At 71.7% G+C, this 25,333-nt stretch carries 19 protein-coding genes and 1 pseudogene; 7 read left to right on the top strand and 13 right to left on the bottom strand.

Annotation, left to right across the window (positions count from 1 at the left end; translation table 11 throughout):
- Positions 1–152: 152 nt before the first annotated feature.
- From ASE25_RS15610 to ASE25_RS15585, 6 genes are all read right to left on the bottom strand, one after another.
- On the bottom strand, positions 153–1,163 hold the full coding sequence (locus tag ASE25_RS15610; RefSeq protein ID WP_056826519.1) for a sulfate/molybdate ABC transporter ATP-binding protein: 1,011 nt from the start codon (positions 1,161–1,163) through the stop codon (positions 153–155).
- A complete protein-coding gene (gene cysW, locus ASE25_RS15605) occupies positions 1,160–1,966 on the bottom strand; it encodes a sulfate ABC transporter permease subunit CysW (protein WP_056826518.1) in 807 nt (268 codons plus the stop codon). The genes ASE25_RS15610 and cysW overlap by 4 nt, the downstream gene beginning before the upstream one ends.
- Entirely contained in the window at positions 1,963–2,931 is a 969-nt protein-coding gene (cysT, locus tag ASE25_RS15600; RefSeq protein ID WP_157623456.1) for a sulfate ABC transporter permease subunit CysT, read from the bottom strand. The genes cysW and cysT overlap by 4 nt, the downstream gene beginning before the upstream one ends.
- Complete coding sequence (locus ASE25_RS15595; protein ID WP_056826517.1) at positions 2,928–3,965, bottom strand: sulfate ABC transporter substrate-binding protein; 1,038 nt, start codon at positions 3,963–3,965, stop codon at positions 2,928–2,930. Before ASE25_RS15595 ends, cysT begins: the two co-directional genes overlap by 4 nt.
- A 200-nt stretch (positions 3,966–4,165) precedes the next feature.
- Complete coding sequence (locus tag ASE25_RS22860) at positions 4,166–4,384, bottom strand: DUF5818 domain-containing protein (RefSeq protein WP_056773846.1); 219 nt, start codon at positions 4,382–4,384, stop codon at positions 4,166–4,168.
- 200 nt (positions 4,385–4,584) lie between these two features.
- Positions 4,585–6,912 (bottom strand): DEAD/DEAH box helicase, encoded by a 2,328-nt coding sequence (locus ASE25_RS15585; RefSeq protein WP_056826516.1) that lies wholly within the window; start codon positions 6,910–6,912, stop codon positions 4,585–4,587.
- Between the two features lie 175 nt (positions 6,913–7,087).
- Here ASE25_RS15585 and ASE25_RS15580 point away from each other — a divergent pair.
- A pseudogene (locus ASE25_RS15580) lies at positions 7,088–7,459 on the top strand (anti-sigma factor antagonist).
- Entirely contained in the window at positions 7,456–9,042 is a 1,587-nt protein-coding gene (locus tag ASE25_RS15575) for a methyltransferase (RefSeq protein WP_056826675.1), read from the top strand. Before ASE25_RS15580 ends, ASE25_RS15575 begins: the two are co-directional and overlap by 4 nt.
- 52 nt (positions 9,043–9,094) lie before the next feature.
- On the opposite strand, the gene ASE25_RS15570 is transcribed toward ASE25_RS15575, so the two are convergent.
- On the bottom strand, positions 9,095–10,660 hold the full coding sequence (locus tag ASE25_RS15570) for an OFA family MFS transporter (RefSeq protein WP_056826515.1): 1,566 nt from the start codon (positions 10,658–10,660) through the stop codon (positions 9,095–9,097).
- A gap of 169 nt (positions 10,661–10,829) precedes the next feature.
- Between ASE25_RS15570 and ASE25_RS15565 the strand changes: the two genes are divergently transcribed.
- The 3 genes from ASE25_RS15565 to ASE25_RS15555 all read left to right on the top strand — a co-directional run bounded on the left by ASE25_RS15565 (position 10,830) and on the right by ASE25_RS15555 (position 15,518).
- Positions 10,830–11,576: a TetR/AcrR family transcriptional regulator gene (locus ASE25_RS15565; RefSeq protein ID WP_235508704.1), complete on the top strand. Its 747-nt coding sequence runs from the start codon at positions 10,830–10,832 to the stop codon at positions 11,574–11,576.
- 85 nt (positions 11,577–11,661) lie between these two features.
- Complete coding sequence (locus ASE25_RS15560; RefSeq protein WP_056826514.1) at positions 11,662–13,392, top strand: ABC transporter ATP-binding protein; 1,731 nt, start codon at positions 11,662–11,664, stop codon at positions 13,390–13,392.
- The gene (locus ASE25_RS15555; RefSeq protein ID WP_056826513.1) at positions 13,392–15,518 is read left to right on the top strand and encodes an ABC transporter ATP-binding protein; all 2,127 of its coding nucleotides are present in this window, start codon (positions 13,392–13,394) and stop codon (positions 15,516–15,518) included. The genes ASE25_RS15560 and ASE25_RS15555 overlap by 1 nt, the downstream gene beginning before the upstream one ends.
- Before the next feature lie 103 nt (positions 15,519–15,621).
- On the opposite strand, the gene ASE25_RS22855 is transcribed toward ASE25_RS15555, so the two are convergent.
- Together ASE25_RS22855 and ASE25_RS15550 are read right to left on the bottom strand one after the other, a co-directional pair.
- A complete protein-coding gene (locus ASE25_RS22855) occupies positions 15,622–15,777 on the bottom strand; it encodes a hypothetical protein (RefSeq protein WP_156415490.1) in 156 nt (51 codons plus the stop codon).
- 101 nt (positions 15,778–15,878) lie between these two features.
- Positions 15,879–19,022 carry a BTAD domain-containing putative transcriptional regulator gene (locus tag ASE25_RS15550; protein ID WP_056826512.1) on the bottom strand — a complete coding sequence of 1,048 codons (3,144 nt, stop codon included), beginning with the start codon at positions 19,020–19,022 and terminating at the stop codon, positions 15,879–15,881.
- Positions 19,023–19,307: 285 nt separating this feature from the next.
- Here ASE25_RS15550 and ASE25_RS15545 point away from each other — a divergent pair, with 285 nt between their 5' ends.
- Positions 19,308–19,853 carry a murein hydrolase activator EnvC gene (locus ASE25_RS15545; protein ID WP_082619592.1) on the top strand — a complete coding sequence of 182 codons (546 nt, stop codon included), beginning with the start codon at positions 19,308–19,310 and terminating at the stop codon, positions 19,851–19,853.
- 263 nt (positions 19,854–20,116) lie between these two features.
- A complete protein-coding gene (locus ASE25_RS15540) occupies positions 20,117–20,647 on the top strand; it encodes a hypothetical protein (RefSeq protein WP_056773829.1) in 531 nt (176 codons plus the stop codon).
- Positions 20,648–20,729: 82 nt separating this feature from the next.
- On the opposite strand, the gene ASE25_RS15535 is transcribed toward ASE25_RS15540, so the two are convergent.
- The 4 genes from ASE25_RS15535 to ASE25_RS15520 all read right to left on the bottom strand — a co-directional run bounded on the left by ASE25_RS15535 (position 20,730) and on the right by ASE25_RS15520 (position 25,312).
- On the bottom strand, positions 20,730–21,407 hold the full coding sequence (locus tag ASE25_RS15535) for an N-acetylmuramoyl-L-alanine amidase (RefSeq protein WP_056826511.1): 678 nt from the start codon (positions 21,405–21,407) through the stop codon (positions 20,730–20,732).
- A gap of 135 nt (positions 21,408–21,542) precedes the next feature.
- Positions 21,543–24,134, bottom strand: coding sequence for a hypothetical protein (locus ASE25_RS15530; RefSeq protein WP_157623455.1), 2,592 nt, complete (start codon positions 24,132–24,134; stop codon positions 21,543–21,545).
- Between the two features lie 182 nt (positions 24,135–24,316).
- Positions 24,317–24,748, bottom strand: a complete 432-nt coding sequence (soxR, locus tag ASE25_RS15525; RefSeq protein WP_056773821.1) for a redox-sensitive transcriptional activator SoxR — start codon at positions 24,746–24,748, stop codon at positions 24,317–24,319.
- Positions 24,749–25,312: an AAA family ATPase gene (locus ASE25_RS15520; protein WP_082619591.1), complete on the bottom strand. Its 564-nt coding sequence runs from the start codon at positions 25,310–25,312 to the stop codon at positions 24,749–24,751.
- Positions 25,313–25,333 lie beyond the last annotated feature (21 nt).

Raw genomic sequence — 25,333 nt, 5'->3', positions numbered from 1 at the left:
CGTCCCCTCGCCGCCTCAGTTCACTCGGTGACCCGAGCTGCCCGCCCGCGTCGCTCGGCGACGAGAGGGGCTTCACGGCATACGTTATGCCGTCGTCCGCGCCCGTGCGAGATCTGTCCCACGTTGGTCCAGCGGAGCTGGACGGTCGGGCGTCAGATCGCGAGGGCCGGGTCGTGGTCGACGACGCTCGAGCGCCCGACGGCGCGCGCGTGGATCGTCTCCCCCTCCCGCAGCTGCAGCTCGGCGGCGTCGCGCCGGGTGATCTGCGCAGCGAACCGCTCGCCCGAGTCGGCCCGCAGGTCGACCCTGACCTCGAAGCCGAGGGGCACGACCCGCTCGACGACGGCGTCGATGACCCCGGGGGAGTCGGGCACCTTGGCGTCGAGGGCGAGCGCCGTCGCGCGGTCGCGCTCGAGCGCGATGTCGTGCGGTCGCACGAGCTGCCCGCCGAGGTGCGCGACCGAGCCGAGGAAGCCCATGACGAAGTCGTTGGCGGGGCGCTCGTAGAGCGTGACGGGGTCGCCGACCTGCTCGATGCGTCCCTTGTTGAGCACGGCGATCCGGTCGGCGACGTCGAGCGCCTCCTCCTGGTCGTGCGTCACGAGCACCGTCGTCACGTGCACCTCGTCGTGCAGCCGGCGCAGCCACTGGCGCAGGTCGGTGCGCACCTTCGCGTCGAGGGCGCCGAAGGGCTCGTCGAGCAGCAGCACCTGCGGGTCCACTGCGAGAGCCCGGGCGAGCGCCATCCGTTGGCGCTGACCGCCGGAGAGCTGCGCCGGATAGCGGTGCTGGAAGCCGTCGAGCCCGACGATCTCGAGCAGCTCGTCGACCTTCTTGGCCGTCTCGGCCTTGGGGCGCTTGCGGATCGTCAGTCCGAAGGCGACGTTGTCGCGCACGGTCATGTGCTTGAACGCGGCGTAGTGCTGGAAGACGAAGCCGATCCCGCGCCGCTGCGGCGGCTCGTCCGTGACGTCGCGGCCCTCGATCGTCACGGTGCCGGAGTCGAGCTCCTCGAGGCCGGCGATCGCGCGCAGCAGCGTCGACTTGCCGGAGCCGCTCGGCCCGAGCAGCGCGGTCAGCGAGCCGCTCGGGATGTCGAGGCTCACGTCGTCGAGCGCGGTGAACGAGCCGTAGTCCTTGCGGGCGCTGGTCACGGTGATCATCGGTCGCTCCTCTTGCGGTCGAGCAGGGTCATGAGCAGCAGCACGACGAGCGCGATGCCCATGAGCAGGGTGGCGGCGGCATACGCGCCGTAGGTGTTGTGGTCGTCGATGTAGCGGGAGTGCACGAGGAGCGTCAGGGTCTGCGAGACCCCGGGGAAGCCGGAGCTCACCATGATGACCGCGCCGAACTCGCCGAGGGCCCGCGCGACCGTCAGCACGACGCCGTAGGTCAGGCCCCACCGGATCGCCGGGAGGGTGATGCGCCAGAACGTCTGCCACCCGTTGGCCCCGAGCGTCGAGGCGGCCTGCTCCTGCTCCTGGCCGATCTCGTGGAGCACCGGCTCCACCTCGCGCACGACGAACGGCAGCGTCACGAAGATCGTCGCGAGCACCATGCCCGGGATGCCGAAGATGACCTGGAAGCCGGCCCGGTCGAGCGCACCGAACCACCCGCCCGCGCCCCACAGCATGATGAGCGAGACGCCGACGACGATCGGTGACACCGCGAACGGCAGGTCGACCACGGCCTGCAGCAGCCCTCGTCCGCGGAAGCGTCCGCGCACGAGCGCCAGGGCGGTCGCGACGCCGAAGACGACGTTGACCGGGACGGTGATCGCCACGATGAGCAACGACAGGTTGAGCGCCGACCTCGCTGCCGGTGTCGAGATCGAGGCGATGAACTCCGAGAGCCCGGGCTCGAAGGTGCGCCAGAGGATGACGCCGATCGGCACGGCGAGCAGCACGAAGAGGTAGCCGAGCGCGACGACGCGCAGCGACAGACGGGTGCCCCGGGAGACCCTCATGCGTCACGCTCCTCGCGGCGCTGGCTGCGGCTCGACACGACGCGTAGGAGCAGCAGCGTGACGAACGCGATGGCGAGCAGCGCGACCGAGACCGCGGCCGCGTTGAGCGGTCGGTCGATCTCGATCTGCTGCTGGATGTACTGCGAGGCCACCTGGGTCTCGCGGGGGATGTTGCCGCCGATGAGCACGACCGAGCCGTACTCGCCGATCGCGCGGGCGAAGGCGAGTCCGGTGCCGCTGAGGATCGCCGGCGCGAGGGTCGGCAGCACGATGCGACGGAACGTCGTCCAGGTCGTGGCTCCGAGCGAGGCCGCGGCCTCCTCGACCTCGCGGTCGGCCTCGATGAGGACGGGCTGCACCGACCGGACGACGAACGGCAGGGTGACGAAGAGCAGCGCGACGACGAGCCCCCAGCGCGTCGCGTTGAGCTCGACACCGATGGGGCTGTTGGGCCCGTAGAGGGAGAGCAGCACGATGCTGGCAACGATCGTCGGCAGCGCGAACGGCAGGTCGATGACGGCGTTGACGAACCGCTTGCCGCGGAACTCGTCGCGCACGAGCACCCACGCGACGAGCGTGCCGAGCACGGCGTTGATGAGCGCCACGACGGCCGACACGAGCACGGTCACCCAGAGGGACGCGAGCGCGGCGGGCGCGGTGACCGCCTCCCAGAACCCGGCCAGGCCCTCGTCGAACGCCGCGACGGTCAGCGCCGCGAGCGGCAGCAGGACGATGACGCTGAGCCACAGCGTGACGATGCCGATGCCGAGCGGTCGGCGCAGCCCCCTCAGGCCCTTGCCGTGGCGTGTGCGTCGCGCCGCGCCACCGGACCCCGCACCGTGGGGTGCGTCGTCGCCCCGAGGACGTATGCCGTCCGGCGCGGTCGCGCCCGAACGCGGCGGCAGGGGCGCCGCGTCCGTCTCCGGATGCGGGCCCCTGCGCTGCTGGTCGGTGTCAGACGTCACTGGGTCGCCTGGTCGTAGATCTTGGCGATGTCACCGACGTCCTTCTTGAAGAGCGTGCTGTCGACGGTCTTCCAGCCACCGAGGTCGGCGATCGTCCAGAGCTTCGTCGGGGCCGGGAACTTCGAGGCGTACTCCGCGGCCACGGTGGTGTCGACCGGCCGGAAGCCGGCCTCGGCGAGCAGCTTCTGCGCCTCCGGCGTGTAGAGGTAGTCGTTGAACGCGGTGGCCGTGGCGAGGTTCTTGCTGCCCTTGAGCACGGCGGCGGGGTTCTCGATCTTGAAGGTCGTGCGCGGGGTCACGTGCTCGACGGGGTCGCCGTTCTTCTCGATGAAGAGGGCCTCGTTCTCGTAGCTGAGGAGCACGTCGCCGCTGCCCTGCAGGAAGGTCTCGGTGGCCTCGCGACCCGACTTCGGCTGGACCTTCACGTGGTCCTTGACGAGCGCCGAGACGTACGCGAGGCCGGCGGCCTTGTCGACGCCGCCGTTGCTCTTGGCGGCGTACGGGGCCAGGAGGTTCCACTTGGCCGAGCCGGACGAGAACGGGTTGGGCGTCACGACCTCGAGGCCGGGCTTGAGCAGGTCGTCCCAGTCCTTGATGCCCTTGGGGTTGCCCTTGCGCACGACGATCGTCACGACGGAGCCGAAGGGAATCCCCTGGTGCTCGTTGGCATTCCAGTTCGGGTCGACGAGCCCGGCATCGACGAGGCGCGTGATGTCGGGCTCGACCGAGAAGTTGACGAAGTCGGCCTCGGCGCCGGCAGCGACCTTGCGGCTCTGGTCGCCCGAGGCGCCGTAGCTCTGCTGGAACTGCACGCCCTGGCCGGCCTTCGTCTTCTGGAAGGCCGGGATGACGACGTCGAAGCCCACCTTCGGGACGGCATATGCGTAGAGGTTGATGGTGCTCGTCGCGGCGCCGTCGGCGGCGGCGGTGCCCGGTCCCGCGGCGGTGTCGCTGGCCCCGCCACCGGCACACGCGGTCAGACCGAGGGTCGCGGTGACGGCGATGGCGGCGAGGGCGATCGAGGGGCGGCGCATGTCGGGCTCCTGAGGGTGCGGTCCGGATCGGGGTCGCGCCGCGGGGTGCGGCGGGCCGGGTCGGTCGGCAGTCGACGGGTGGCTGCTTTCCTATCCGTTGCATGGGAGTTTCGAATAGCGATGCGTTACTGGTCAAATAACTCGGCATTATGTCTCAGAGTGTGGTCCGGCCCCGCGGTCCGGTCCGACGGACGCCGGACTCAGTCGCCTCGCGACAGGGAGCGCACGCGCAGCACGGGCCCCACCATCGACACCGTGGCGACGTCGGTTGGGGCGTCCCCGCTCACCGTCACCCGGGTGCCCGGCTCGGCGTCGATCGCCCACCCGGGCGGGAGCAGCAGCTCCCACGTCGTCCCGTCGTCGGCGTCCAGCACGAGAGGCTGCATCTCGACCTCGACCCGGCGCAGCGTCCCGCGCACGACGACCGAGGGGGCAGGCCGGCCGGCGGCGCCCCCCGTGATCCCGACCCACGGTCCGGCGCCGGCGTCCGCCGGAGGACCTTGCGCGTCGGACGACCCGGACGACCCGGACGACCCGGACGGGCCGGACGCCCCCGGCGGCCGAGACGGGCCCGGACGCCCCGGACGCCCCGGACGTCCGGGTCCGCCCGGTGGCCGGTTCACTGCGCGCCCCCGGCCCCTGGGTCCGCGTGACGCAGGACGAGGTCGAGCAGGGCCACGGCGCCGCGTTTGTCGAGGGGCTCGTTGCCGTTGCCGCACTTGGGGGACTGGATGCACGACGGGCAGCCCTCTGGGCACTCGCACGAGTCGATGGCGTCGCGGGTCGCGCTGAGCCACGGGCGGATCCGTCGGTAGCCGCGCTCGGCGAAGCCCGCACCGCCGGGGTGTCCGTCGTAGATGAGGATCGTCGGCAGGCCGGTGTCCGGGTGCAGCGCGGTGGAAACACCGCCGATGTCCCAGCGGTCAGCGGTGGCGAAGAGCGGGAGCATCCCGATGGCCGCGTGCTCGGCCGCGTGCGCCGCCCCGGGTATGCCGTCCTCCGCCACCCCGGCCGCCGTGAGGTCTTCGACGGGCATCGTCCACCACACCGCCTTCGTCGCGAGCGACCGGGGCGGCAGGTCGAGGGGGTGCTCGCCGAGCACCTCTCCGCCGGGCAGGCGGCGCAGGAACGAGGTGACCTGGTGGCGGACTGTCACGTGGCCGAACGAGCACCGGAGCGGCCCCCACTCCTCGTGCTCGGTCTCGTGGACGATCTGGAAGTCGCTGACCGACTGCGCCTGGGTCGTCCAGCCGGGGTCACCGCGCACCGCGAAGGCGGCATGGTCGTCGAGGTCGAGCTCGGTGATCACCCACGTCTGGCCCTGGTGCAGGTGCACGGCGCCGGTGTGCACCTGCGAGTGCGCGCTCGAGTCGTCGACGGTGCCGACGACGCGCCCGGTCCGGGTCTCGATGATCCGCACGGGCTCGCCGGCCCCACGCAGCGACAGGTGGTCGGCGGGCCGGTCCTCACGCCCCCAGAACCAGCCCCGCGGACGCTTCTTGAGGATGCCGCGGGCGACGAGCGCGTCGAGCAGCACGCGCGTCTGCGGCCCGAAGATCTCGACGTCGGCCTCGGTCACCGGCAGCTCAGCGGCCGCCGCGGCCAGGTGGGGACCGAGCACGTGCGGGTTGTCGGGGTCGACGACGGTGGCCTCGATGCCGCGGCCGAAGATCGCCTCCGGGTGGTGCACGACGAACGTGTCGAGCGGGTCGTCGGAGGCGACGAGCACGGCCAGCGACCGCTCTCCGGAGCGGCCGGCCCGCCCGGCCTGCTGCCACAGCGACGACAGCGTGCCCGGCCATCCCGCGAGCAGCACGGCGTCGAGGCCGCTGACGTCGACACCGAGCTCGAGCGCGTTCGTGGCCGCGAGGCCGAGCAGCTCCTTCGCGCGCAGGGACCGCTCGAGCTCGCGTCGCTCCTCCGGGAGGTAGCCGCCGCGGTAGGCGGCGACCCGGTGCTCGTCCGTGACGGGCACCCGCTCCTTGGCGATCCGCGCGACGACCTCGACGCCGGCCCGCGACCGCGCGAACGCCACCGTCTGCACGTGCTCGCGCACGCACCCGGCGAGCAGCTCGCCCGTCTCTGTGATGGTGCTGACCCTCGACGGCTGCCCGGTCTCGTCGACGAGCAGCGGGGGCTCCCAGAGGGCGAACGTCATCGACGCGCGGGGCGAGCCGTCCCGCGTCACCGGGGTCACCGGCATACCGAGGAGTCGGGAGGCGTGCTCCTCCGGGTCGGCCACGGTGGCGGACGCGAAGACGAAGGTCGGCTCGGAGCGGTAGCGCGCGGCGACCCGCCGCAGTCGTCGCAGCACCGCGGCCATGTGGGCGCCGAAGACACCCTTGTAGACGTGGCACTCGTCGACGACGACGTAGCGCAGCGCCCGCAGGAACGAGCTCCACCGCTCGTGCCCGGGCAGCAGGGAGTGGTGGAGCAGGTCGGGGTTGGTGAGCACGAGGTTGGCGTGGTCGCGGATCCAGCGCCGCTCGTCGGTGGGGGTGTCGCCGTCGTACGTCGCGGGCCGCACGGCGGGCAGCGCGAGCCGGTCGATGCGGCTCAGCTGGTCGGCGGCGAGCGCCTTCGTGGGGGAGAGGTAGAGCGCGGTGGCGCCGCGGCCGTTGGGTGCGGTCGCGCCGGCGATGATGTCGCTGAGCATCGGCAGGTGGTAGCCGAGGCTCTTTCCGGAGGCCGTGCCCGTGCTGACGACGACGTGATGTCCGGCGTGGGCGGCCTGTGCCACCTCGACCTGGTGCGACCACGGCGCCTCGATGCCGGAGGCGAGCAGGGAGCCGAGGAGTGTCGGGTCGACCCATTCTGGCCAGGCCCCGAGCACGGCGCGGCGAGCCGGCACCTCGTGCACGTGCACGAGCCGCTCGGGATGGTCGCCGACGAGCGTGCGCAGGAGGTCCTCCGGCACGGGTCCCGCGGGCGCTGACTCCCCGTTCATGTGGAGCAACCGTATGCCGTCGGGGTACGGTAACCGACGAGCGGGGCATGTTACTGCGCGGTCGGTCACGCGGGGGGAACGTGACGGATGGGGAACGGTCAGCACGACGTCAGGACCGGACCCGCGAAACCGCGACCAGAAGCTGTGCACGTGTGGGCACAAGGAAGGGGCACAGGTGGATCTCTCGATCACCCGAGCCGACCACGGCGAGCAGACCGTGGTGCACCTCGGCGGCGAGATCGACGTCTAGACCGCGCCACTCGTGCGCGAGAAGCTCGACGAACAGATCCAGGGCGGGCGCACGCAGCTCGTCGTCGACCTCACGGACGTCACCTTCCTCGACTCGACAGGGCTCGGGGTGCTCGTCGGGCGGCTCAAGCTGACCCGCACGAGAGGCGGTTCGATGCGCCTCGTCGGCACCGACGACCGCGTCCTCAAGGTCTTCTCCATCACCGGTCTCGACAAGGTCTTCGAGATCCACCCGACCCTCGACGCGGCGCTCGCCGCGAGCGCGGCCGGGGCGAGCGCGCCGGGCGAGGGGTCCTGAACGACACCCCCGTCGTCGACCGATCGCTCGTCGCGCTGCTGCGAGCTGACCTCTCGGCGGCTCGTTTCACCGTCGACGGCGTCGCCGACCGGCTCGGCCCGGTGGCGTCCGCGGCCCTGCACCGTGAGCAGCCGCTGCCGGCGCTGCTCGCGACGGAGTCCTCAGCCACGTCGGTGGACGATGCATGCGGCGTCCTCGTGCGCCTCTTCGCCCTCGGTCGACCCGTGCGCGCGTCGGCGCTCGGCGCCGCCCTGCCCTCGCTCGGGGTCGAGGGGGCGGTACGCCTCGGGCTCGTGCGCCTCGAGGGAGGCCGCGCCGGCTTCGCCGCCGACCGGTGGGCGCCGCCCGAGCGCGACGTCGTCGCGACGTGCGACCTGCGCCCGTACGGCGACGACGCCCACGACTGGTGGGTCGCCTCCGACCTCTCCGAGCTCGTCGTCGGTGGGCCCCTGCGCCCCGACCACGTGCTCGGCATCGGCGGCGCCTCGACGACCCTCGCGTCGTGGACCGTCCGGCGCCCGGTCGACCGCGCGCTCGACCTCGGCACCGGCTGCGGCGTGCAGGCCCTGCACCTGACCGGACACGTCGGCGCGATCGTCGCCACCGACATCTCGGAGCGGGCGCTCGCGTATGCCGGCTTCAACCTCGCGCTCGCTGCCTCCGAAGGCGTGGGGGCGGTCCCCGACGTCCAGCTGCTCTCCGGAGATCTGCTCGATCCCGTTTCGGGGCAGGAGTTCTCGCTCGTCATCAGCAACCCGCCCTTCGTCATCACACCCCGCGACGAGGGTGTGCCGCTCTACGAGTACCGCGACGGCGGTCGCTCGGGTGACACCCTCGTCCGCTCCCTCGTGCGCCAGGTCGGCTCGGTGCTCGAGCCCGGAGGCGTCGCCCAGTTCCTCGGCAACTGGGAGGTCCCGGCCGGGCGCACGTGGCGCGACGTCTGGGGTGACTGGCTCGACGAGCAGGCCCGGGACGGGGTCGCGCTCGACGCCTGGGTCATCCAGCGCGAGTCGCAGGACCCCGCCGAGTACGCCGAGCTGTGGGCCCGCGACGGCGGTGCCCAGCCCGGCAGCGAGTCCCACTCGCTGATGTATGCCGCGTGGCTGCGTGACTTCGCCTCGCGCGGTGTCGAGCACGTCGGGTTCGGGGTCGTCACGCTCCAGCGGCCGGCCGCCGACCGCGGCACGTGGCGCTCCCTCGACGAGGCCCACGGGCCCGTCGCCGCCCCGATGGGACCGGCGGTCGGCGCGGGGCTGCGGGCCCGGACGTGGCTCGCCGAGCACTCCGACGAGGACGTCCTCGACGTCGCGTGGTCGTGCGCCCCCGACGTGACGGAGGAGCGGCACGGGGTCCCGGGTGCCGAGGACCCGAGCGTCATCCTCGTCCGGCAGGGCGGAGGGCTGGGACGCGTCGTCCGCGCAGGGACGCTGCTGGCGGCATACCTCGGCGTGGCCGACGGCGAGCTGACGGCGGGGGTGGCTCTCGACGCCATTGCGACGGTGCTCGGGCTCGACGCCGCCGACGTGCGTGCGGAGGTGCTCCCGCAGGTGCGCGACCTCGTGGCAGACGGCCTGCTCGTCTGAACGAGCAGGCCGCCGCCACCAGGGATCCCGCGCTTCGGTCGGTGGTGCCCGGTCAGGCGAAGAGCTTGGCCGCCGTCGTGACCGTCTGGAAGACGCCGTAGGCGAGGATGACGGCGATGACGGCCCAGAGTGCGACGACGCGCGCGGTCCCCGGCAGGCGCGAGGAGCCCTCGCCCGTCTCGACCGGAGCCGGCTTGGCCGCCTCGACGACGTCGTCGGACTCGTGGAAGCGGTCGGCGACCGGGCGCACGAGGAGGTTGGCGACGAAGCCGACGGCGAGCACGCCGACCATCGTCAGCAGCGCCGGCGTGTAGGCGTCGGCCGTCAGCGTGCCCGGCTTGCCCTGGGCGTCGAGGAAGCCGTTGATGATGAGCGGGCCCGCGACACCGGCCGCCGACCAGGCCGTGAGCAGCCGGCCGTGGATGGCGCCGACCTGGAAGGTGCCGAAGAGGTCGCGCAGGTAGGCGGGCGCCGTCGCGAAACCACCGCCGTAGAACGAGATGAGCACCGCGGCGATGAGGACGAAGAGCCCGATGGCGACATGCCCCGCGAGGGCGAGGCCGATGTAGGCGAGGATGCCGACGCCGAGGTAGACCATGTACATCGGCTTGCGACCGATGACGTCGCTCGTCCAGCTCCAGACGAAGCGGCCGGCCATGTTGAAGAGCGAGAGCAGACCGACGAATCCGCCTGCGGCAGCGACGGTCACGGCCGACGACCCGTTCTCGCGGAAGAAGTCCTGGATCATCGGGCTGGCCTGCTCGAGGATGCCGATGCCGGCGGTGACGTTGCAGAAGAGGACGACCCAGAGCAGCCAGAACTGAGGGGTGCGGATCGAGCTCGCCGCGGAGACCGACTTCGTCGTGACGAGCGTGGCGGTGTCGCGGGCGTTCGCCGGCGGGGTCCACCCCTCGGGCTTCCAGTCGGGGTGCGGGACGCGGATGTTGAAGACGCCGATGAGCATGACGAGGGCGTAGACGATCCCGAGGGTCACGAAGAGGAGCATCAGCGCGTGCCCGTCGGCCGTCGACGTCGAGTCCGACGGCGTGTAGCCGGGGTCGTAGGCGCTGAGCAGCTGGCGCGAGAGGGGGCTCGCGACCATCGCGCCGCCGCCGAAGCCCATGATCGCGAGCCCGGTGGCGAGGCCCGGACGGTCCGGGAACCACTTGATGAGCGTCGAGACCGGCGAGATGTAGCCGATGCCGAGGCCGATGCCGCCGATGACGCCGTAGCCGAGGTAGAGCAGCCACAGCTGGCTCGTGGCGATGCCGGCCGCGCCGACGAGGAAGCCGGTGCCCCAGCAGACCGTCGCGACGAACATCGCCTTGCGCGGCCCGTTGCGGTCGACCCACGTGCCGAAGACCGCGGCCGACAGGCCGAGCATGACGATGGCGATCGAGAAGATGAGGCCGATCGCCGTCTGCGAGGTGTCGAAGTGTGCGACGAGGGAGGTCTTGTAGACGCTCGTCGCGTAGACCTGGCCGATGCACAGGTGCACCGCGAGGGCGGCCGGGGGGATGAGCCAGCGGTTGAAGCCGAGCGGGGCGACCGTGCGACGACGGTCGAGGAATCCCGGGGAGCTGGTGGTCGTGGCGGTGCGCTGCGTCGTTGCAGTCATGCGGACCTCGGATCGGGAGGAGAGGGACGGGTGGGCGAGGGACCGCACGCAGGCGAACCGCGACGGTCGAGGGGTCCGGAGGGGTGCATACCCGGGTTCGGGGCGAAATGTGTCGTGATGTTCCCGAAACCACTTGTGAGTGAGCGCTCACTCATTCATGATGGACAGCGTGTCGACACGTGTGGAGGGCCAGCGACCCGGTCAGCGGGCGGCCCCGATGAACCCCGACGACCGCCGGGACGCCCTCATCGAGGTCTTCGTCCGGCTCGCGCACCGCGAGGGGCGCAAGCCGACGACGAGCGAGATCGCCCAGGAGGCCGGCGTCGCCGAGGGCACGATCTTCCGGGTCTTCCCGACCAAGGAGGTCCTCGAGAACGAGGCCGTGCAGGCGGCGTTCTGCCCCGCCCCCGTCCGGCGGCGCATCTCGGCCATCGACCCCGAGGGGTCGCTGCGCGACCGGCTCGTCGACTTCACCCGCATCATGCAGCTGCGCTTCACGGAGGTCTTCGGCCTCATGGGTGCCCTGGGCCTGACCCAGCCGCCCAACCGCGGACCGCACCAGGCCTGCTACGACGCGGGGCGGCACCTGCGCGGGCACGCCGACGAGGAGGAGGAGCACGTCGCCGCCCACCAGCCCCTCCTCGAGACCATCCACCACCTGGTCCACGACGATGACCTGCTCGTCGTCCCGGCCGCCGACCTCGTCCACCGGATCCGGCTGCTCACCTTCTCGGGCAGCCACCCCGGCATCGCCGACGGACAGGTCCTGACCCCCGAGGAGATCGTCGACACCGTCCTCTTCGGCCTGATGCGGCGGCCGAGCACCACAGAGAGCGGCCTGTCGATCGCCGAGCTCCACGCGCAGCTCGGCGGCGACCCGCAGGCGCTCACCGCCGACGAGGGGTCGCGGCCGTGACAGACCAGTTGACCCTCACCCCACGTGAGTCCCTAGCGTTCCCGAGCGACACCACACCACCCGTCGCGCACCGAAAGGCACCGACATGCTGATCCGACTGCTCCGCAGTCACCTGCGTCCCTACCCGGGCCAGATCGTGCTCATCTGCCTGGCCCAGCTCGTCAGCACCATGGCCTCGCTCTACCTGCCGAGCCTCAACGGCGAGATCATCGACCAGGGCGTCGCCAAGGGCGACACGGCCTTCATCATCAGCCACGGCGGCATCATGCTCGCCGTCAGCCTCGTGCAGATCGCCGCGTCGATCGCCGCCACCTTCCTCGCGGCCCGCGTCGCGATGGGGATGGGCCGCGACATCCGCGGCAACGTCTTCGGCACCGTCGTCGACTTCTCGGCGCAGGAGGTGACGCGCTTCGGGGCCCCGACGCTCATCTCGCGCAGCACCAACGACGTGACCCAGGTCCAGATGGTCGTCTTCATGGGCTTCGCCCTGCTCGTCACGACGCCGATCATGATGGTCGGCGGCATCATCATGGCCCTGCGCGAGGACGTCGGGCTGTCCTGGCTCGTCGCCGTCGCAGTGCCCCTGCTCGGCCTCGTCGTCGGCCTCGTCATCTCCCGGATGGTGCCGTGGTTCGGGCGGATGCAGACCTCGCTCGACGGCGTCAACCGCGTCATGCGCGAGCAGATCACCGGCATCCGCGTCGTGCGCGCCTTCGTCCGCGAGGAGCACGAGGAGGCCCGCTTCGCCGAGGCCAACGGCCTGCTGACCAACGCCGGCCTCCAGGTCGGACGCCTCATGGCGCTCGTCTTCCCGATCGTCATGGTCATCTTCAACCTCTCGACCGTGGCCGTCATGTGGTTCGGCGGGCACCGCATCGCGTCCGGCGACATGCAGATCGGCGAGCTGACGGCTTTCCTGTCCTACCTCGTCCAGATCCTCATGGCCGTCATGATGGCGACCTTCATGGCCACGATGATCCCGCGTGCCGCGGTCTCGTCCGGCCGCATCCAGGAGGTCCTCGACACCGAGTCGTCCGTCGTCGAGTCCGTGCAGCCCCTGAGGATGGCGCCCGCCGCCGCGGGCCTCGAGCTCGTCGGTGTCGACTTCCACTACCCGGGAGCCGAGGCGGCCGTGCTCCACGACGTCAGCTTCCGGGCCGACCCGGGTCGCACGACGGCCATCATCGGCTCGACGGGTGCCGGCAAGACGACGCTCCTCGGCCTGATCCCGCGTCTCTTCGACGCGTCCGCGGGCAAGGTGCGGGTCGGTGGCGTGGACGTGCGTGACCTCGAGCTCGACGACCTGTGGAGCAAGATCGGGCTCGTCCCGCAGAAGCCGTACCTCTTCAGCGGCACCGTCGCGACCAACCTGCGCTACGGCAACCCCGATGCCACCGACGACGAGCTGTGGGACGCCCTGCGCATCGCACAGGGCCAGGACTTCGTCGAGGCGATGGGCGGGCTCGACTCGGCCATCGCGCAGGGCGGCACCAACGTCTCGGGCGGCCAGCGCCAGCGTCTCGCCATTGCCAGGGCCATCGTCAAGCGTCCCGACATCTACCTGTTCGACGACTCGTTCTCGGCCCTCGACCTGTCGACCGACGCACGCCTGCGCCGGGCCCTGCGGCCGGCCACGTTGGGCAGCACCGTCGTCATCGTGGCCCAGCGCGTCTCGACCATCGTCGACGCCGACCACATCATCGTGCTCGAGGACGGCCGCGTCGTCGGCCAGGGCACGCACGACCAGCTCCTCGACTCCTGCGTCACCTACCAGGAGATCGTCGAGTCCCAGCGCAGCGCGGAGGAGGCGGCCTGATGGCCGAGGGAGTCAAGACGGCCGAGGAGAAGGCCGCAGAGGTCCGCCGCGGACCTGCACGCCGGGGCGGCCCGCCCCACATGCAGATGGGGCAGCCGGGCGAGAAGTCGCTCAACTTCGGCCCGTCGGCCAAGCGCCTGCTCGGCCGGCTGCGGCCGCACCGCGTCAAGGTCGTCGTCGTCCTCGTGCTGGCCGTCGTGAGCGTCGCGCTCAGCTCGATCGGGCCGAAGATCCTCGGGCGCGCGACCGACCTCATCTTCGCCGGTGCCATCGGCGGCACCATCGAGGCGCCGCCCGGCACCACCAAGGAGCAGGTCGTCGACAGCCTGCGTGCGCAGGGCCAGACGACGTATGCCGACCTGCTGAGCAACGTCGACTTCACCCCGGGCGTGGGCATCGACTTCGACGCCGTCGCCAGCGTGCTGCTGCTCGTCGTCGCGCTCTTCGTCGCCGCGTCGCTGCTCATGTGGCTCCAGGGGTGGATCCTCCAGGGCGTCCTCCAGCGCACGATGTACGACCTGCGCCAGGAGGTCGAGGCCAAGCTCAACCGGCTGCCCCTGCCCTACTTCGACAACCAGCCGCGCGGTGAGCTGCTGAGCCGCGTCACCAACGACATCGACAACGTCGGCCAGTCCCTCCAGCAGACGATGTCGCAGCTGCTCACCTCGCTGCTCACGGTCATCGCCGTGCTCGGCATCATGTTCTGGATCTCGTGGGAGCTCGCGCTCATCGCGCTCGTCTCCATCCCGATCTCGATCGTCGTGACGGCCCTCATCGCCAAGCGCTCGCAGAAGCTCTTCATCCAGCAGTGGCGCAACACCGGCGAGCTCAACGGCATCGTCGAGGAGACCTTCACCGGGCACGGGCTCGTCAAGGTCTACGGCCGCCAGAAGGAGACCCAGGCGAACTTCAAGCAGAAGAACGACGAGCTCTTCGAGGCAGCCTTCGGCGCCCAGTTCATCAGCGGCATCATCATGCCGGTCATGATGTTCGTCGGGAACCTCAACTACGTGGCGATCGCCGTCGTCGGTGGCCTCCGCGTCGCGTCGGGCACGATGAGCCTCGGCGACGTCCAGGCCTTCATCCAGTACTCCCGGCAGTTCACGCAGCCGCTGACGCAGGTCGCGTCGATGGCCAACGTGCTCCAGTCCGGTGTCGCCTCTGCCGAGCGCGTCTTCGAGGTGCTCGACGCCGACGAGCAGGAGCCTGACGCCGCCGCACCGGCGCGCATCGACGACCCGCACGGAGCCGTCGCCTTCGAGTCGGTCGCCTTCTCGTACACGCCCGAGAAGCCGCTCATCGAGGACCTCGACCTCTCGGTGCAGCCCGGTCAGACGGTGGCCATCGTCGGCCCGACTGGCGCCGGCAAGACGACGCTCGTCAACCTCATCATGCGGTTCTACGAGCTCGACGGCGGACGCATCACGCTCGACGGCGTCGACATCCGCGACCTGACCCGCCACGACCTGCGCGCGCGCATCGGCATGGTGCTGCAGGACACGTGGCTCTTCGGCGGCACGATCCGCGACAACATCGCGTACGGCCGTCCCGGTGCCACCGACGAGGAGGTCATGGCGGCCGCCAAGGCGACCTACGTCGACCGCTTCGTGCACTCGCTGCCCGACGGCTACGACACCGTGCTCGACGACGAGGCGTCCAACATCTCGGCCGGCGAGAAGCAGCTCGTCACGATCGCCCGCGCCTTCCTCTCCGACCCGGCGCTGCTCATCCTCGACGAGGCCACGAGCTCGGTCGACACGCGCACCGAGCTGCTCGTCCAGCACGCCATGGCGGCGCTGCGGTCCGACCGGACGAGCTTCGTCATCGCGCACCGCCTGTCGACGATCCGCGACGCCGACCTCATCCTCGTCATGGAGGACGGACGCATCGTCGAGAAGGGCACGCACGCCGAGCTGCTCGCGACCGGAGGCGCCTACGCGACGTTGTATGCCGCCCAGTTCGCGGGTGCCGCGGCCGACCTCGACGAGACGGCGGGGGCACCCGGCGCGCCGGACGGCATACCCGAGATGGCGGGTGTCGGGGCCGGTGCGCCCGGCCCGGCCGGCGGACCCGGCGTCCCGACGCCCGACTCCGCGGTGCCGGCGGACGGGGGTCCCACGAGCTGAGCCGTCACGGGCCCACGTGGGCCCGCGAGCACGGACACGACTGCCGCGCCGACCACGAGGTCGGCGCGGCAGTTGCGTCCGGCGTCAGACCCGGTGGGGTGGGTCAGGCCGTCTGGGGCGGCGTGGGGTGGCAGGAGCCGTCCACGCTCTGGAAGGCGCACCAGCTGGGCGGCGCGGCCTGGGCGGTCACGGAGGCACCCGTCATCCCGAAGAGACCGGTGACGACGACGGCGGCGGCGACGCGAGCGACAAGCTTCATGAGGTGGCTCCCCTGGTTCTCGAGGCCCGTCGGGTGAGGGCCCTTCCTGGTGCAACCGACCTTACGGAGGGTGCGCCAACAAACGGCTAACAACGGCGGCGTCAGTGCCGGAGATGGGCCGGCAGGCGCAGCGCACCGGGCTCCAGGTCGAGCCGCTCGAGGATGGCCCGGCACTCGGTCCGGGTGGGGTCGTCACCGCTCGCCGGGTCTCCGTCGGCCGGCTCGGCGGCATCGAGGTGCGCGGCGCACCGGGCCTCGCGAGCCAGGTCGCAGGCCAGCTCGAGCGGGTCGCCCGCCGCCCGCCGCGCGGCCACCAGTCGCTCCACCCGAGGGCGGGCGTCGTGCCACCGTCCCGCCGCGGTGTCGAGGTCGACCCGCAGGCGCAGGACGTCGAGGTCCTCACCCGACCGGGCGTGGGCGTCGAGCCGCGGCCGCGCCGACTCGTACTCCGTGGTGGCGTCGACGAGCGCTCCACGACCGAGGTGCACCCGCGCGAGAGCCAGGTGGCAGTGTGCCTCGCCCAGGTCGTCGCGCACCTCGCGGGCCAGCGCGAGGGCCTCGTCGAGCAGGGCCTGGGCCTCGTCGAAGAGGTCGAGGTCGACGAGTCCCTCGGCGCGGGTGACGAGCCAGATGCAGGTCGAGCGGCGGGAGCCCAGCTCGCGCGACTCGGCCACCATCGCGGCCAGGAGCGGGTCACCCTCGGCGGGTAGCCCCATGTTGCGCAGGAGCACGCCGCGGTGGGCATCGGCGGTGGTGCGCGCCGCGCGGTCATCGCGAGCGACGGCCAGCTCGGCTGCCTGCTCGTACCAGCCCAGCGAGGCCGCGAAGTCCCGTCGCACCATGGCCGCCCACCCAAGCTGCGACAGCGCGCGCTGCTCGAGGGGTCCGTCGCCGACGCGCCGAGCCGCGTCGAGGAAGCGTCTCGCGACGTCGGGCAGCTCGTCGTGGCGGTGCTCCTGGGCGAGGACGCCGAAGAGGGCGGCGAGCAGCTGCGCCGAGAGACGCTGGTCGGCTTCCTCCGGATAGTCGTCGAGCGCGATGCGCAGCACCCGCTCGCGCTCGTCGTCGTAGGCCCGGATCGTGAGGAACGTGCGGATGGCCAGCGCGATGCGTGCCGCGAGCTCGCGGTCGTCGCGGGCGACGGCCGCGTGGACGGCGCCTACGAGGTTGAGCCGCTCGGACTCGAACCAGTCGGCGGGCGACTCCGACGCGGCGCGCACCGCGGCGTCGGTCGTCGGACCCGCCGGGTCGTCGGAATCCCGGACTCCGCCGGGGTCCAGCCGGGCGTCGGCGACGTCGGTGAGGGCGAGCCACTGCCGGGCCAGCTCGATGGCGAGCGCGTCCGAGTCCGAGACCGGCTCGGTGTCGGCCAGGGCCTCTGCGGCGAGCTCTGCGACGAGGCTGTGCACGCGGAAGCGCGGCTGCCCCGCCGTGTCCCGCCCGGTCGGCTCGACGAGGTGGCAGTCGATGAGCTCGTCGAGCGCTCGGGCAGCCCCACCGGCGCGTGCCCCGCGACCACCCCGGCCACCACCGTGGACACCGTCCGGGGCGCTAGGCCTGCCGCCGACGCTTCCGCTGACCCTCGAGCCGGACGGGGCCGAGCCGCGTTCGAGGAGCAGGGCGGCCACCCACCCGGGCCAGTCGCCGGAGGGGGCCAGTGCGAGGCGACGGAAGAGGACACCGGCGGCGGGTGACAGGTCCGTCACCGACGTCGTGATGCTCGCCCGGACGTCGATGTCGCCGACCGACAGCTCGTCGAGCCGGGCGTGCTCGTCGCTGAGCCGGTCCCGGAGGTCCTCCAGCCGGAGGTGCTCGTTGGTCGCGAGCTTCGCGGCCGCGACGCAGAGGGCGAGCGGCAGGTGCCCGCACAACGTGCCGATCTGGAAGAGGACCCCGGCACCGTCGACGTCCTGCGCCCCCGACAGCTCGGCGAGCATCGACGTCGCGTCCTCGGGCAGCAGCGGGGGGATCGTGTGCCGGTGCACACCGGGCAGTCCGGCCAGCTTGGTGCGCGAGGTGACGAGGGCTGCCGACCCGGCGGACGTCGGGAGGAGCCGGCGCACCTGGGCCTCGCTCGAGGCGTCGTCGAGCACGACGAGCACGCGCTTGCGGTCGACCGTGCTGCGGTAGAGCGCGACCCGCTCGTCCGGGTCGGCCGGGATCGACGCGTGCTCCACGCCGAGGGCCCGGAGGAAACGGCCGAGGACCTCGTGGCCGTCGGCGACGCCCGATGGGCCGGCCCCGAGCGAGGCGTGCAGGGTCCCGTCGGGGAACGCGTCGGCGAGCTGGTGGGCGGCGGCCACGGCGAGGGCCGTCTTGCCCACCCCGCCGACGCCGGCGAGGACGACGATCGCGGGCGGGGCTGACGCCGGGGCGTCCCCGCGACGCCGGGTGAGCTGCGCCAGGACCGAGCCGAGGATGGGCTCGCGTCCGACGAGGGTCCAGGTCATCGCCGGCAGCTCGCGCGGCACGGTCCGTGGCCGCGGCCGGGTGGGCGCCAGTGGAGCGCCGCCGAGGATCTGGGTGTTGAGCTCGCGCAGGGCACGGCCCGGCTCGACCCCGAGCTCGTCGAGGAACTGGCGACGGACCTGGCGGTAGGTGTCGCTGGCCTCCTGCCGGCGCCCGGTGGCCGCGAGCGCCCGGATGCGATGCTCGTGCAGCCGCTCGTTCCACGGGTCGGCCTGCAGGTGCTGCGAGGCTGCGCTGAGGACCTCCTCGTGGCGTCCACCGGCGGCGAGGGACTCGAGGAGCAGCTCGACGGCGGCGATCCGCTCCTCGGACAGCCCCTGGATCAGTGCCTCGGTGCCGGTGTCCGAGCTCGCCGGGACGGCGTCGCTGAGCGGCGCGCCCCGCCAGAGCTCGACGGCGCGGGCGATGGTGTGGGCCGAGTCCTCGTCGCCGGCGGCGCGCTGGGCCCGGGCCTGCATGAAGAGGCTGCGGAAGTCGGCGAGGTCGAGCCCGTGCCGCGTCATCCGCAGCTCGTAGCCGAAGGGCCGGGTCGTCACGAGGGCCGGGTCGTGGGCTGCCAGCCTGCGCCGCAAGCCCGCGATGAGGTTCTGCAGCTGCTGGCGGGCCGTCGGCGGTGGCTCGTTCCACAGGGAGTCGATGAGCTGCTCCGTGGGCACGAGCCGGTCGGCGCCGACGAGCAGGAGGGCGAGGACGAGCCGCTCGCGGCCGCTGCCCAGCCGAATGGGGGCGCCGTCGTCGTCGAGGGCCTCCACCGGCCCGAGCACCCGGAACTGCACAGGGCCATTGAACCCGACCTCGGCCGTGGCCGCCCACCACGAGGGCGTCGTCTTAGGGAAAGGCCCCGAGAATTCACCTCACGACACCGTGCCGGAAAAGGGGGTTAACGAATTGTTAGCGCCCCCGTGGACATTCATCCCAAGCCACGGCGCGGTCATCCCCGAGCGCGTCTGGCGGTGGGGCGAAACCCGTCGCCCCACGCCCCCGCACCTTTCTCGTCCGCCCGGTCGAGTCGTCGCGGAACCAGCCCCCGGGGACCGCCAGGAAATGAAGGAGTCAATGTCATGAACATGTCCACGCGAATGAAGCGCACCGCCGTCGCCGTCGCCACGCTCGCCGCCGTCGGAGCCGGCACGGCAGTCAACGCCGTCAACGCCGACGCTGCAGGCACGCGCCCGCTGCTCAAGGTGCCCTTCACGTGCCAGCAGGAGTGGCGCGGCCAGACGTGGCAGGGCCACAACCCCGACCGCGCCATCGACTTCAACCAGGGGTCCGGCGACTTCGACCTCGGCAAGGCCGTCAAGGCGAGCGCCGGCGGCCGGGTCTCCGCGGCCGGAAACGTGGGCAGCGGCTACGGCAACCGCATCATCATCGACCACGGCAACGGCTGGAGCACGCTCTACGCCCACCTCAACTCGATCAACGTCAGCGTCGGACAGAACGTCGCCGACACGACGACGATCGGCACCGTCGGCAAGTCCGGTGGCCAGGCCACGTCCCACCTGCACTACGAGCAGCGCGCCGACGGCAGCCCGGTCAGCATCAAGTTCGGCACGAGCACGTGGGTGGCCTACTACACGACCGACTACTTCACCCGCACCAACTGCTGAACGGTGCTCCCGCTGGCTCAGGGGTCTCGCGGGAGACGCGTCTGACGGCGTATGCCGCTGGGTGGGCTCGTGCACGGCGAGCCCCGCCCGGCGGCATACGACGTTTCGTGGAGGTCTTTCTCTAGTTCGTTCGCGACCGTTCTCGACGGGATTTCGGCTATTACCGGATTGTTAGTCGGGAATGGCATTTTGTGCATCACCAGAAAACCTGAAGCCGCATCGTGAGAAGGGCTCGCGACGGCACCGGATAAGGAGACGAAGAAATGCCGACGATGTCCCGCCGCACCATGCTCCGATCGGCCCTGGCCACCACGATGATCGCCGCTGCCGTCACCGCGGCACCCGCCGCGCCGGCCAGCGCGGCCCCCAACGACCCCATCAGCCGGGCCGACGTCATCGCCCGGGCCCAGAACTGGATGGACCGCAACGTCCAGTACAGCCAGACCGGAACGGCCACGGGGCCCGACGGCGTCTACAGCTGGCGGCGTGACTGCTCGGGCTTCGTCTCGATGGCCCTCAAGCTCGGCCCCACCGGGCTCAGCGCCCCGAACACCTCGGCCCTGGCGACGTCGACCTACAGCTTCGGCATCTCGCGGGCCAACCTCAAGGCCGGCGACTTCCTCGTCGACCCGGGCAACCACACGGTCCTCTTCCAGAAGTGGGCCAACGCCGACCACACCCAGTTCTGGCTCTACGAGGAGTCCAACTCCACGAGCGACATGAACCACCGCATCGCCAACCTCAGCACCTACGCCGGCTACCTCGCCCGCCGCGCGAACAACATCCGCGACTGACGCCGGTCGCCGGCTGACAGGACAGCGCCCGCCCCGAGGAGGGGCGGGCGCTGCGTCCTGTCGTGCGTGCGACCCGCTAGGACTAGCGTCCGGTGCGCTCGAGGGCCTGGCGCACCGAGTCCCGGATCGAGACCATGTCCCAGTTGTAGGGGTCGATGGCGCCGGTCGGGCTTGTCTCGCGGTGGGCACGCACGTGGTGCTGGTCCCGACCCAGGCGAGCGACGATCGCCGCTGCGGCGACGATCGCGTTCGACTTCTGCAGATTCGTCGCGTACTGCGTGGGCTCGTGGTCCGTCGCTGCGTACTCGACCTCGATGCCGACGTAGACCGCGTCGCCGTCTCCCTCGGGCAGCGGGCCGCTCGCGTCGGCCCGGCCGGCGTGGCTCGCGCGTCCGGCGGCGACGACCCAGGCCTCGCCGTTCCGGTCGACGAGGACGTGGCACAGCGGCCCGACGTGGCCGGAGCGTCCGTCGACGAGGCCGTCGAGCGACGGGTGCGGGTCGGACGTCGTGGCGAAGGCCGCGGTGTGGTGCAGCAGCACTCCGCGGGGAGCGAAGTCGCCCGGACGCGTGCGCGTCGTCCAGCCTGACGACTCGTGCACGACGAGGCCTGCGTCGCGCAGAGCCTTCGCCAACCACGTCAGAGCTCCGGTCTCGTGCTGGGCCGGGTCGGCTTCCGGCTCCGTTGGCGAGGGGGTGGGCCCGGTGCCGGCAGCGTCGTCGCTCGCGGCCCCGGACCCACCGAGCGGCAGCGTGCGCATGGAGGTCTCCGTTCGGGTGCGGACCGGGCGGTCCGGTCACGACCCGACGATCCCAACTCCCAGTAACAACGGGCTAACCCGCTCGGGACGTCGGCCCATGGCGTTCAGGTGTCTCCGGTGGCCGCACCGGCCGTGTCAGTACGGACGGCGCAACCAGGCCCGCACGTGCTTGGCCAGCCCGGTCTCAGCGGTGGCATCGGTGTCAGCGGCTGGCCTGCATGCGCGGACGACCTTCTTTGCCACATCGGTGGCAAGAGCAGCACGTTCGGTCTTCGTCAGGGACGCGAGGAGGGCGAGACGGGCCATCCCTCGACGGTCGAGGTCGTCGAGGATCTCGATCGACCACGTGCTCAGCGCCACCGACCGTTGCGTGAGTCCCTCGTGGAGACAGGCGAGCTCGCGTACTGCCGCGCATGCAGCCAGCGGGGCGTAGGTGTCGACGCAGAGCTTGCCGACCGTGGCGCGGGCGACGACCCGGGGCGTGCCGTAGCCCATGGCCTTGAGGCGGTCGGCCAAGGGCTCGACCGTGGTCAGCTCGAACCAGTTCGTTCGCGGGGGGCTGAGGAAGGCGGTCCGGTACGCCGGGCGCAGCTTGAAGGCGGTGAGCTGGGGGTCATGCTCCGCCCAGTCCTTCAGCTTGCCGGCGAACGCGACGTGCTGCAGCAGCCTCACGGCCTGTAGGTCATCGACGTCGTACCCCAGACCGGGTGCGCCTGACCACATGAGGTCGTTGCGGGACGCGAACGTGCAGGCCTCGTTGTAGATGCCGTAGATCCCCGTGGGCCGCTCCGCGTCCGCGGTGGACCTCGGCAGTCCCATGAGCCTCAGGGAGCCCTTGATGTCGTCACGGTACTGGGCCTTGAACGCGCTGATGCCGTCGGTGTCGACCGGGTCGGGCTCCACCGTGACCGAGAACTCCTCGAGCGCCGTCTTGGCCGTGACTCGGTAGTCGTCCTGCGACGGCAGGACCGTCACCTCGAGGTTGTGCTGGGCGTATGCCGCGTTGACGAGCGTGAGCGCGCGCGTGTACTCGGCGCGGAGCGCGAGCGCATCGACGTCGAGCTCGCCCTCGAGACCGACGAGCCGCCGGCGGTAGTGGACGAGGAAGCTCTCGTAGTCGCGCAACGTCGACAGGTCGTCCGTGCCCCGCTGCTGGGTGTGACGGAAGGCCAGCGCGGCGGCGAGGTTGCCCGGGTCGTCCGAAAGGGCCCGGCCGAGCAGCTCGCCGGAGCGTGAGACGTCACGACCGGTCTGCGGCAGCGTGGTGCCGATGTAGTGGTAGCCAAGGCTCTTCCACGACGAGGTCCCCGCCAGGCCGCGCCTGATCGATCGATGGCTGGAGGCCATCGTGACGAGGACGAACGCGGCCGCCATCCGCAGGGTGGGGTCGTCCGGGGTGCCGTCGGGCGTCGCGTCCGAGTCCCCGGATGCCGCCTCTGACGACGCTGCGGCAGGGGTCGGTGGGGACTCGGCGACGAGACCCAGGACCATCGGATCGATGATCGCCGAGCCCGCTGAGCGACCGTTGCGGACCATGGTGACGACGCGAGCGCTTGAGTCGCCCTCGATCGTCGCGGTCCACGGCGTCACTCCGGAGAGGCTGCGCACGAGGTCCTTGAGCACCTTGAGAACGGGGTTGTCGGGCAAGGTCGAGAAGGCACCGTCGAGAGCCGTCACGTCAGCCCCCCGCGGCACCTCCAGTCCCTTCGGCGCCTCCGCGCCGAGCTCGCTGAGCAGGGCGACGACCGTCCCGATCTCCGCCGCGTCCTTGGGACCGGTGACGTTGAGGCGGATCCGGGTGGCCAGCCACCAGGAGGTGAGCCAGACCGACAGGGTTGCGGCCAGCGCGGCGAGACCGATCACCGAGGCGAGCTCGACCGTGGGTGGCTGGTTGTCTCCCCACAGCAGACGCACCGCCAGCCCGACGAGCGCCAGGCCCCCGGTGAGCGTCGCGAGCAGCAGAAGCGCGCTGGAGCCGTCGAGCTTGCGCTGGTCGGCTCGTCGGGCCGCCAGCACGGCGGCGACCGACCCGATCATCGTGGTGCCGAACACGGTCCAGGTCATGAGCCTCGACGTCGGCGGCGTGGCCGCGTCTGCAACGGCGAGCGAGGCGAGCACCGCGGCGGCCAGCATGAGCGCCATTCCGGCGCGAAGGACGGCGCCGCGGAGACGGTCGTTCGGGAGGTCGTCAGCATCGGGCCACTCCCGGACGGCGAGGGCTGTCAGTCTTGCCACGACGAGGAGCAGCAGCGGAACGGTGAGCACGACGAGCAGCAGCCCACCGAGGGGCGACAGCTGCTCGTCGACGAACGCGTTCCACTCATGCTGGAGCCGGGCGATCGTCGGCTCTGCGGCAGCGACATCGGTGAGCACGGCTGCCGCTTCCGCGTTCTCCTGGTCGTGCGCGAGTGCGGCGGTCGCGTAGTCGCCCGCCGAGTCGACCTTGCCGGCGAGGAGCTCCTCCTCGGCCTTGGTCGCGAGTGACACGGCGGTCTGTGTCTCGGTGCGGGCCAGGGCCGCCTCCTTGACGCACCCGACCGCGAGCTCGAGGGCTCGTTGCGGTAGTCCCTGTTTGACGAGTGCCGCGGCAGCACCGCAGTCGCTCGGCGTCGGGGGGGCTGCTCGGGCGCTGGACGCCGACGCGCCCACAAGCGTCAGCAGGAGCAGCAGCGTCGCAGTGCCTAGCGCGCGGCGCGTGCGACGATCTCGGCCGATGTGCGTCTCCACGGTGTCCCCTGTTCGCTCGGTCCCGTCCGGCGATCGTGGTGTCCTCTCGATGGTCCCGCGTACGAGGAGCATGCGCACAAGAACGACAAAACCTGCTCGAGGCACGTGCCGGACGAACCGCGGGACGCCGGCGTCATCGCCCGGCGGATGGCATACGCCCTCGGTCCGACCAGGCGACGGGCTCAGGGCTCGAGGAGGACGGCCCCGGGGCCGTGGTCCGCCAGCACGTCGGACGGGTTGTTGAGCGCGCAGGTGCGCAGGCTGAGGCAGCCGCAGCCGATGCAGGAGTCGAGCTGGTCGCGTAGCTTCTCGATGCGGCGGATCTGCTCGTCGAGCCGGCCGCGCCAGGCGCGCGAGAGGCGGGCCCAGTCCGAGGCGGTGGGGGTGCGGGCGTCCGGGAGGGTGGACAGTGCTGCCCCGATCTCCTCGAGGGACAGCCCGACCCGTTGGGCCGCCCGGATGAACGACACCCGCCGGATCGTGGCCCGCTCGTAGCGCCGCTGGTTGCCCGTCGTGCGCACCGAGGCGATGAGCCCGAGGTCCTCCCAGTAGCGCAGCGCGGAGGTGGCCGCACCGGTGCGCTCGGCGACCTGCCCGATCGTCAGGCCCGACACCTAGGCGATCCTCGCCTCGGTCAGGCGGGCGAGGATCTCCTCGACCGTCTCGTCCGGCGTCTGCTGCGAGCTGTCGAGCCAGAGGCCGATGTGCGGCGTCTCGGTGCGCACCTTGTGGTCGAAGTCGCGGATCGACCAGAGGTCGCCGTAGCCGACCTTGACGCGCTCGGACTCGCGCTGCATCACGGTGCCGACGTCGGGCGCGAGCATGACGAGGCTGAGCGGTCGCGCCGTGAGCCGGTCGAGGAAGGGCTGGAGGGTCGTGCCGACGAAGAGGTCCTGGACGACGACGGTGAAGCCGGCCGCGGCGTACTCGTTGGCGGAGTGGGCCGCGATGGCGTGGCGCAGCGCGAGCTGTCGTTCGGCCTCGGGGTCGCCGTGCGGCGACATGTCGACGCGGCCGCGCACGACGACGCGGCGGAACTCGTCACCGCGCAGGTGCACCGCGCGCGTGAAGCGCTCCGCGAGGAGCTGGGAGACGGTCGACTTGCCCGCAGCCATGACGCCGGTGACGACGATGACCTGCGGGATGTCGACGGCGGTGTGGAGGGCCCGGTCGCTCACATCGCACCACCCTAGGCGCCC

Origin of the sequence: Terrabacter sp. Root85 (assembly GCF_001429185.1) — a bacterium.
GTDB lineage: Bacteria > Actinomycetota > Actinomycetes > Actinomycetales > Dermatophilaceae > Terrabacter.
The sequence above is the reverse complement of the archived record's forward strand: the minus strand, read 5'-3'. Positions and strand labels throughout refer to the sequence as shown.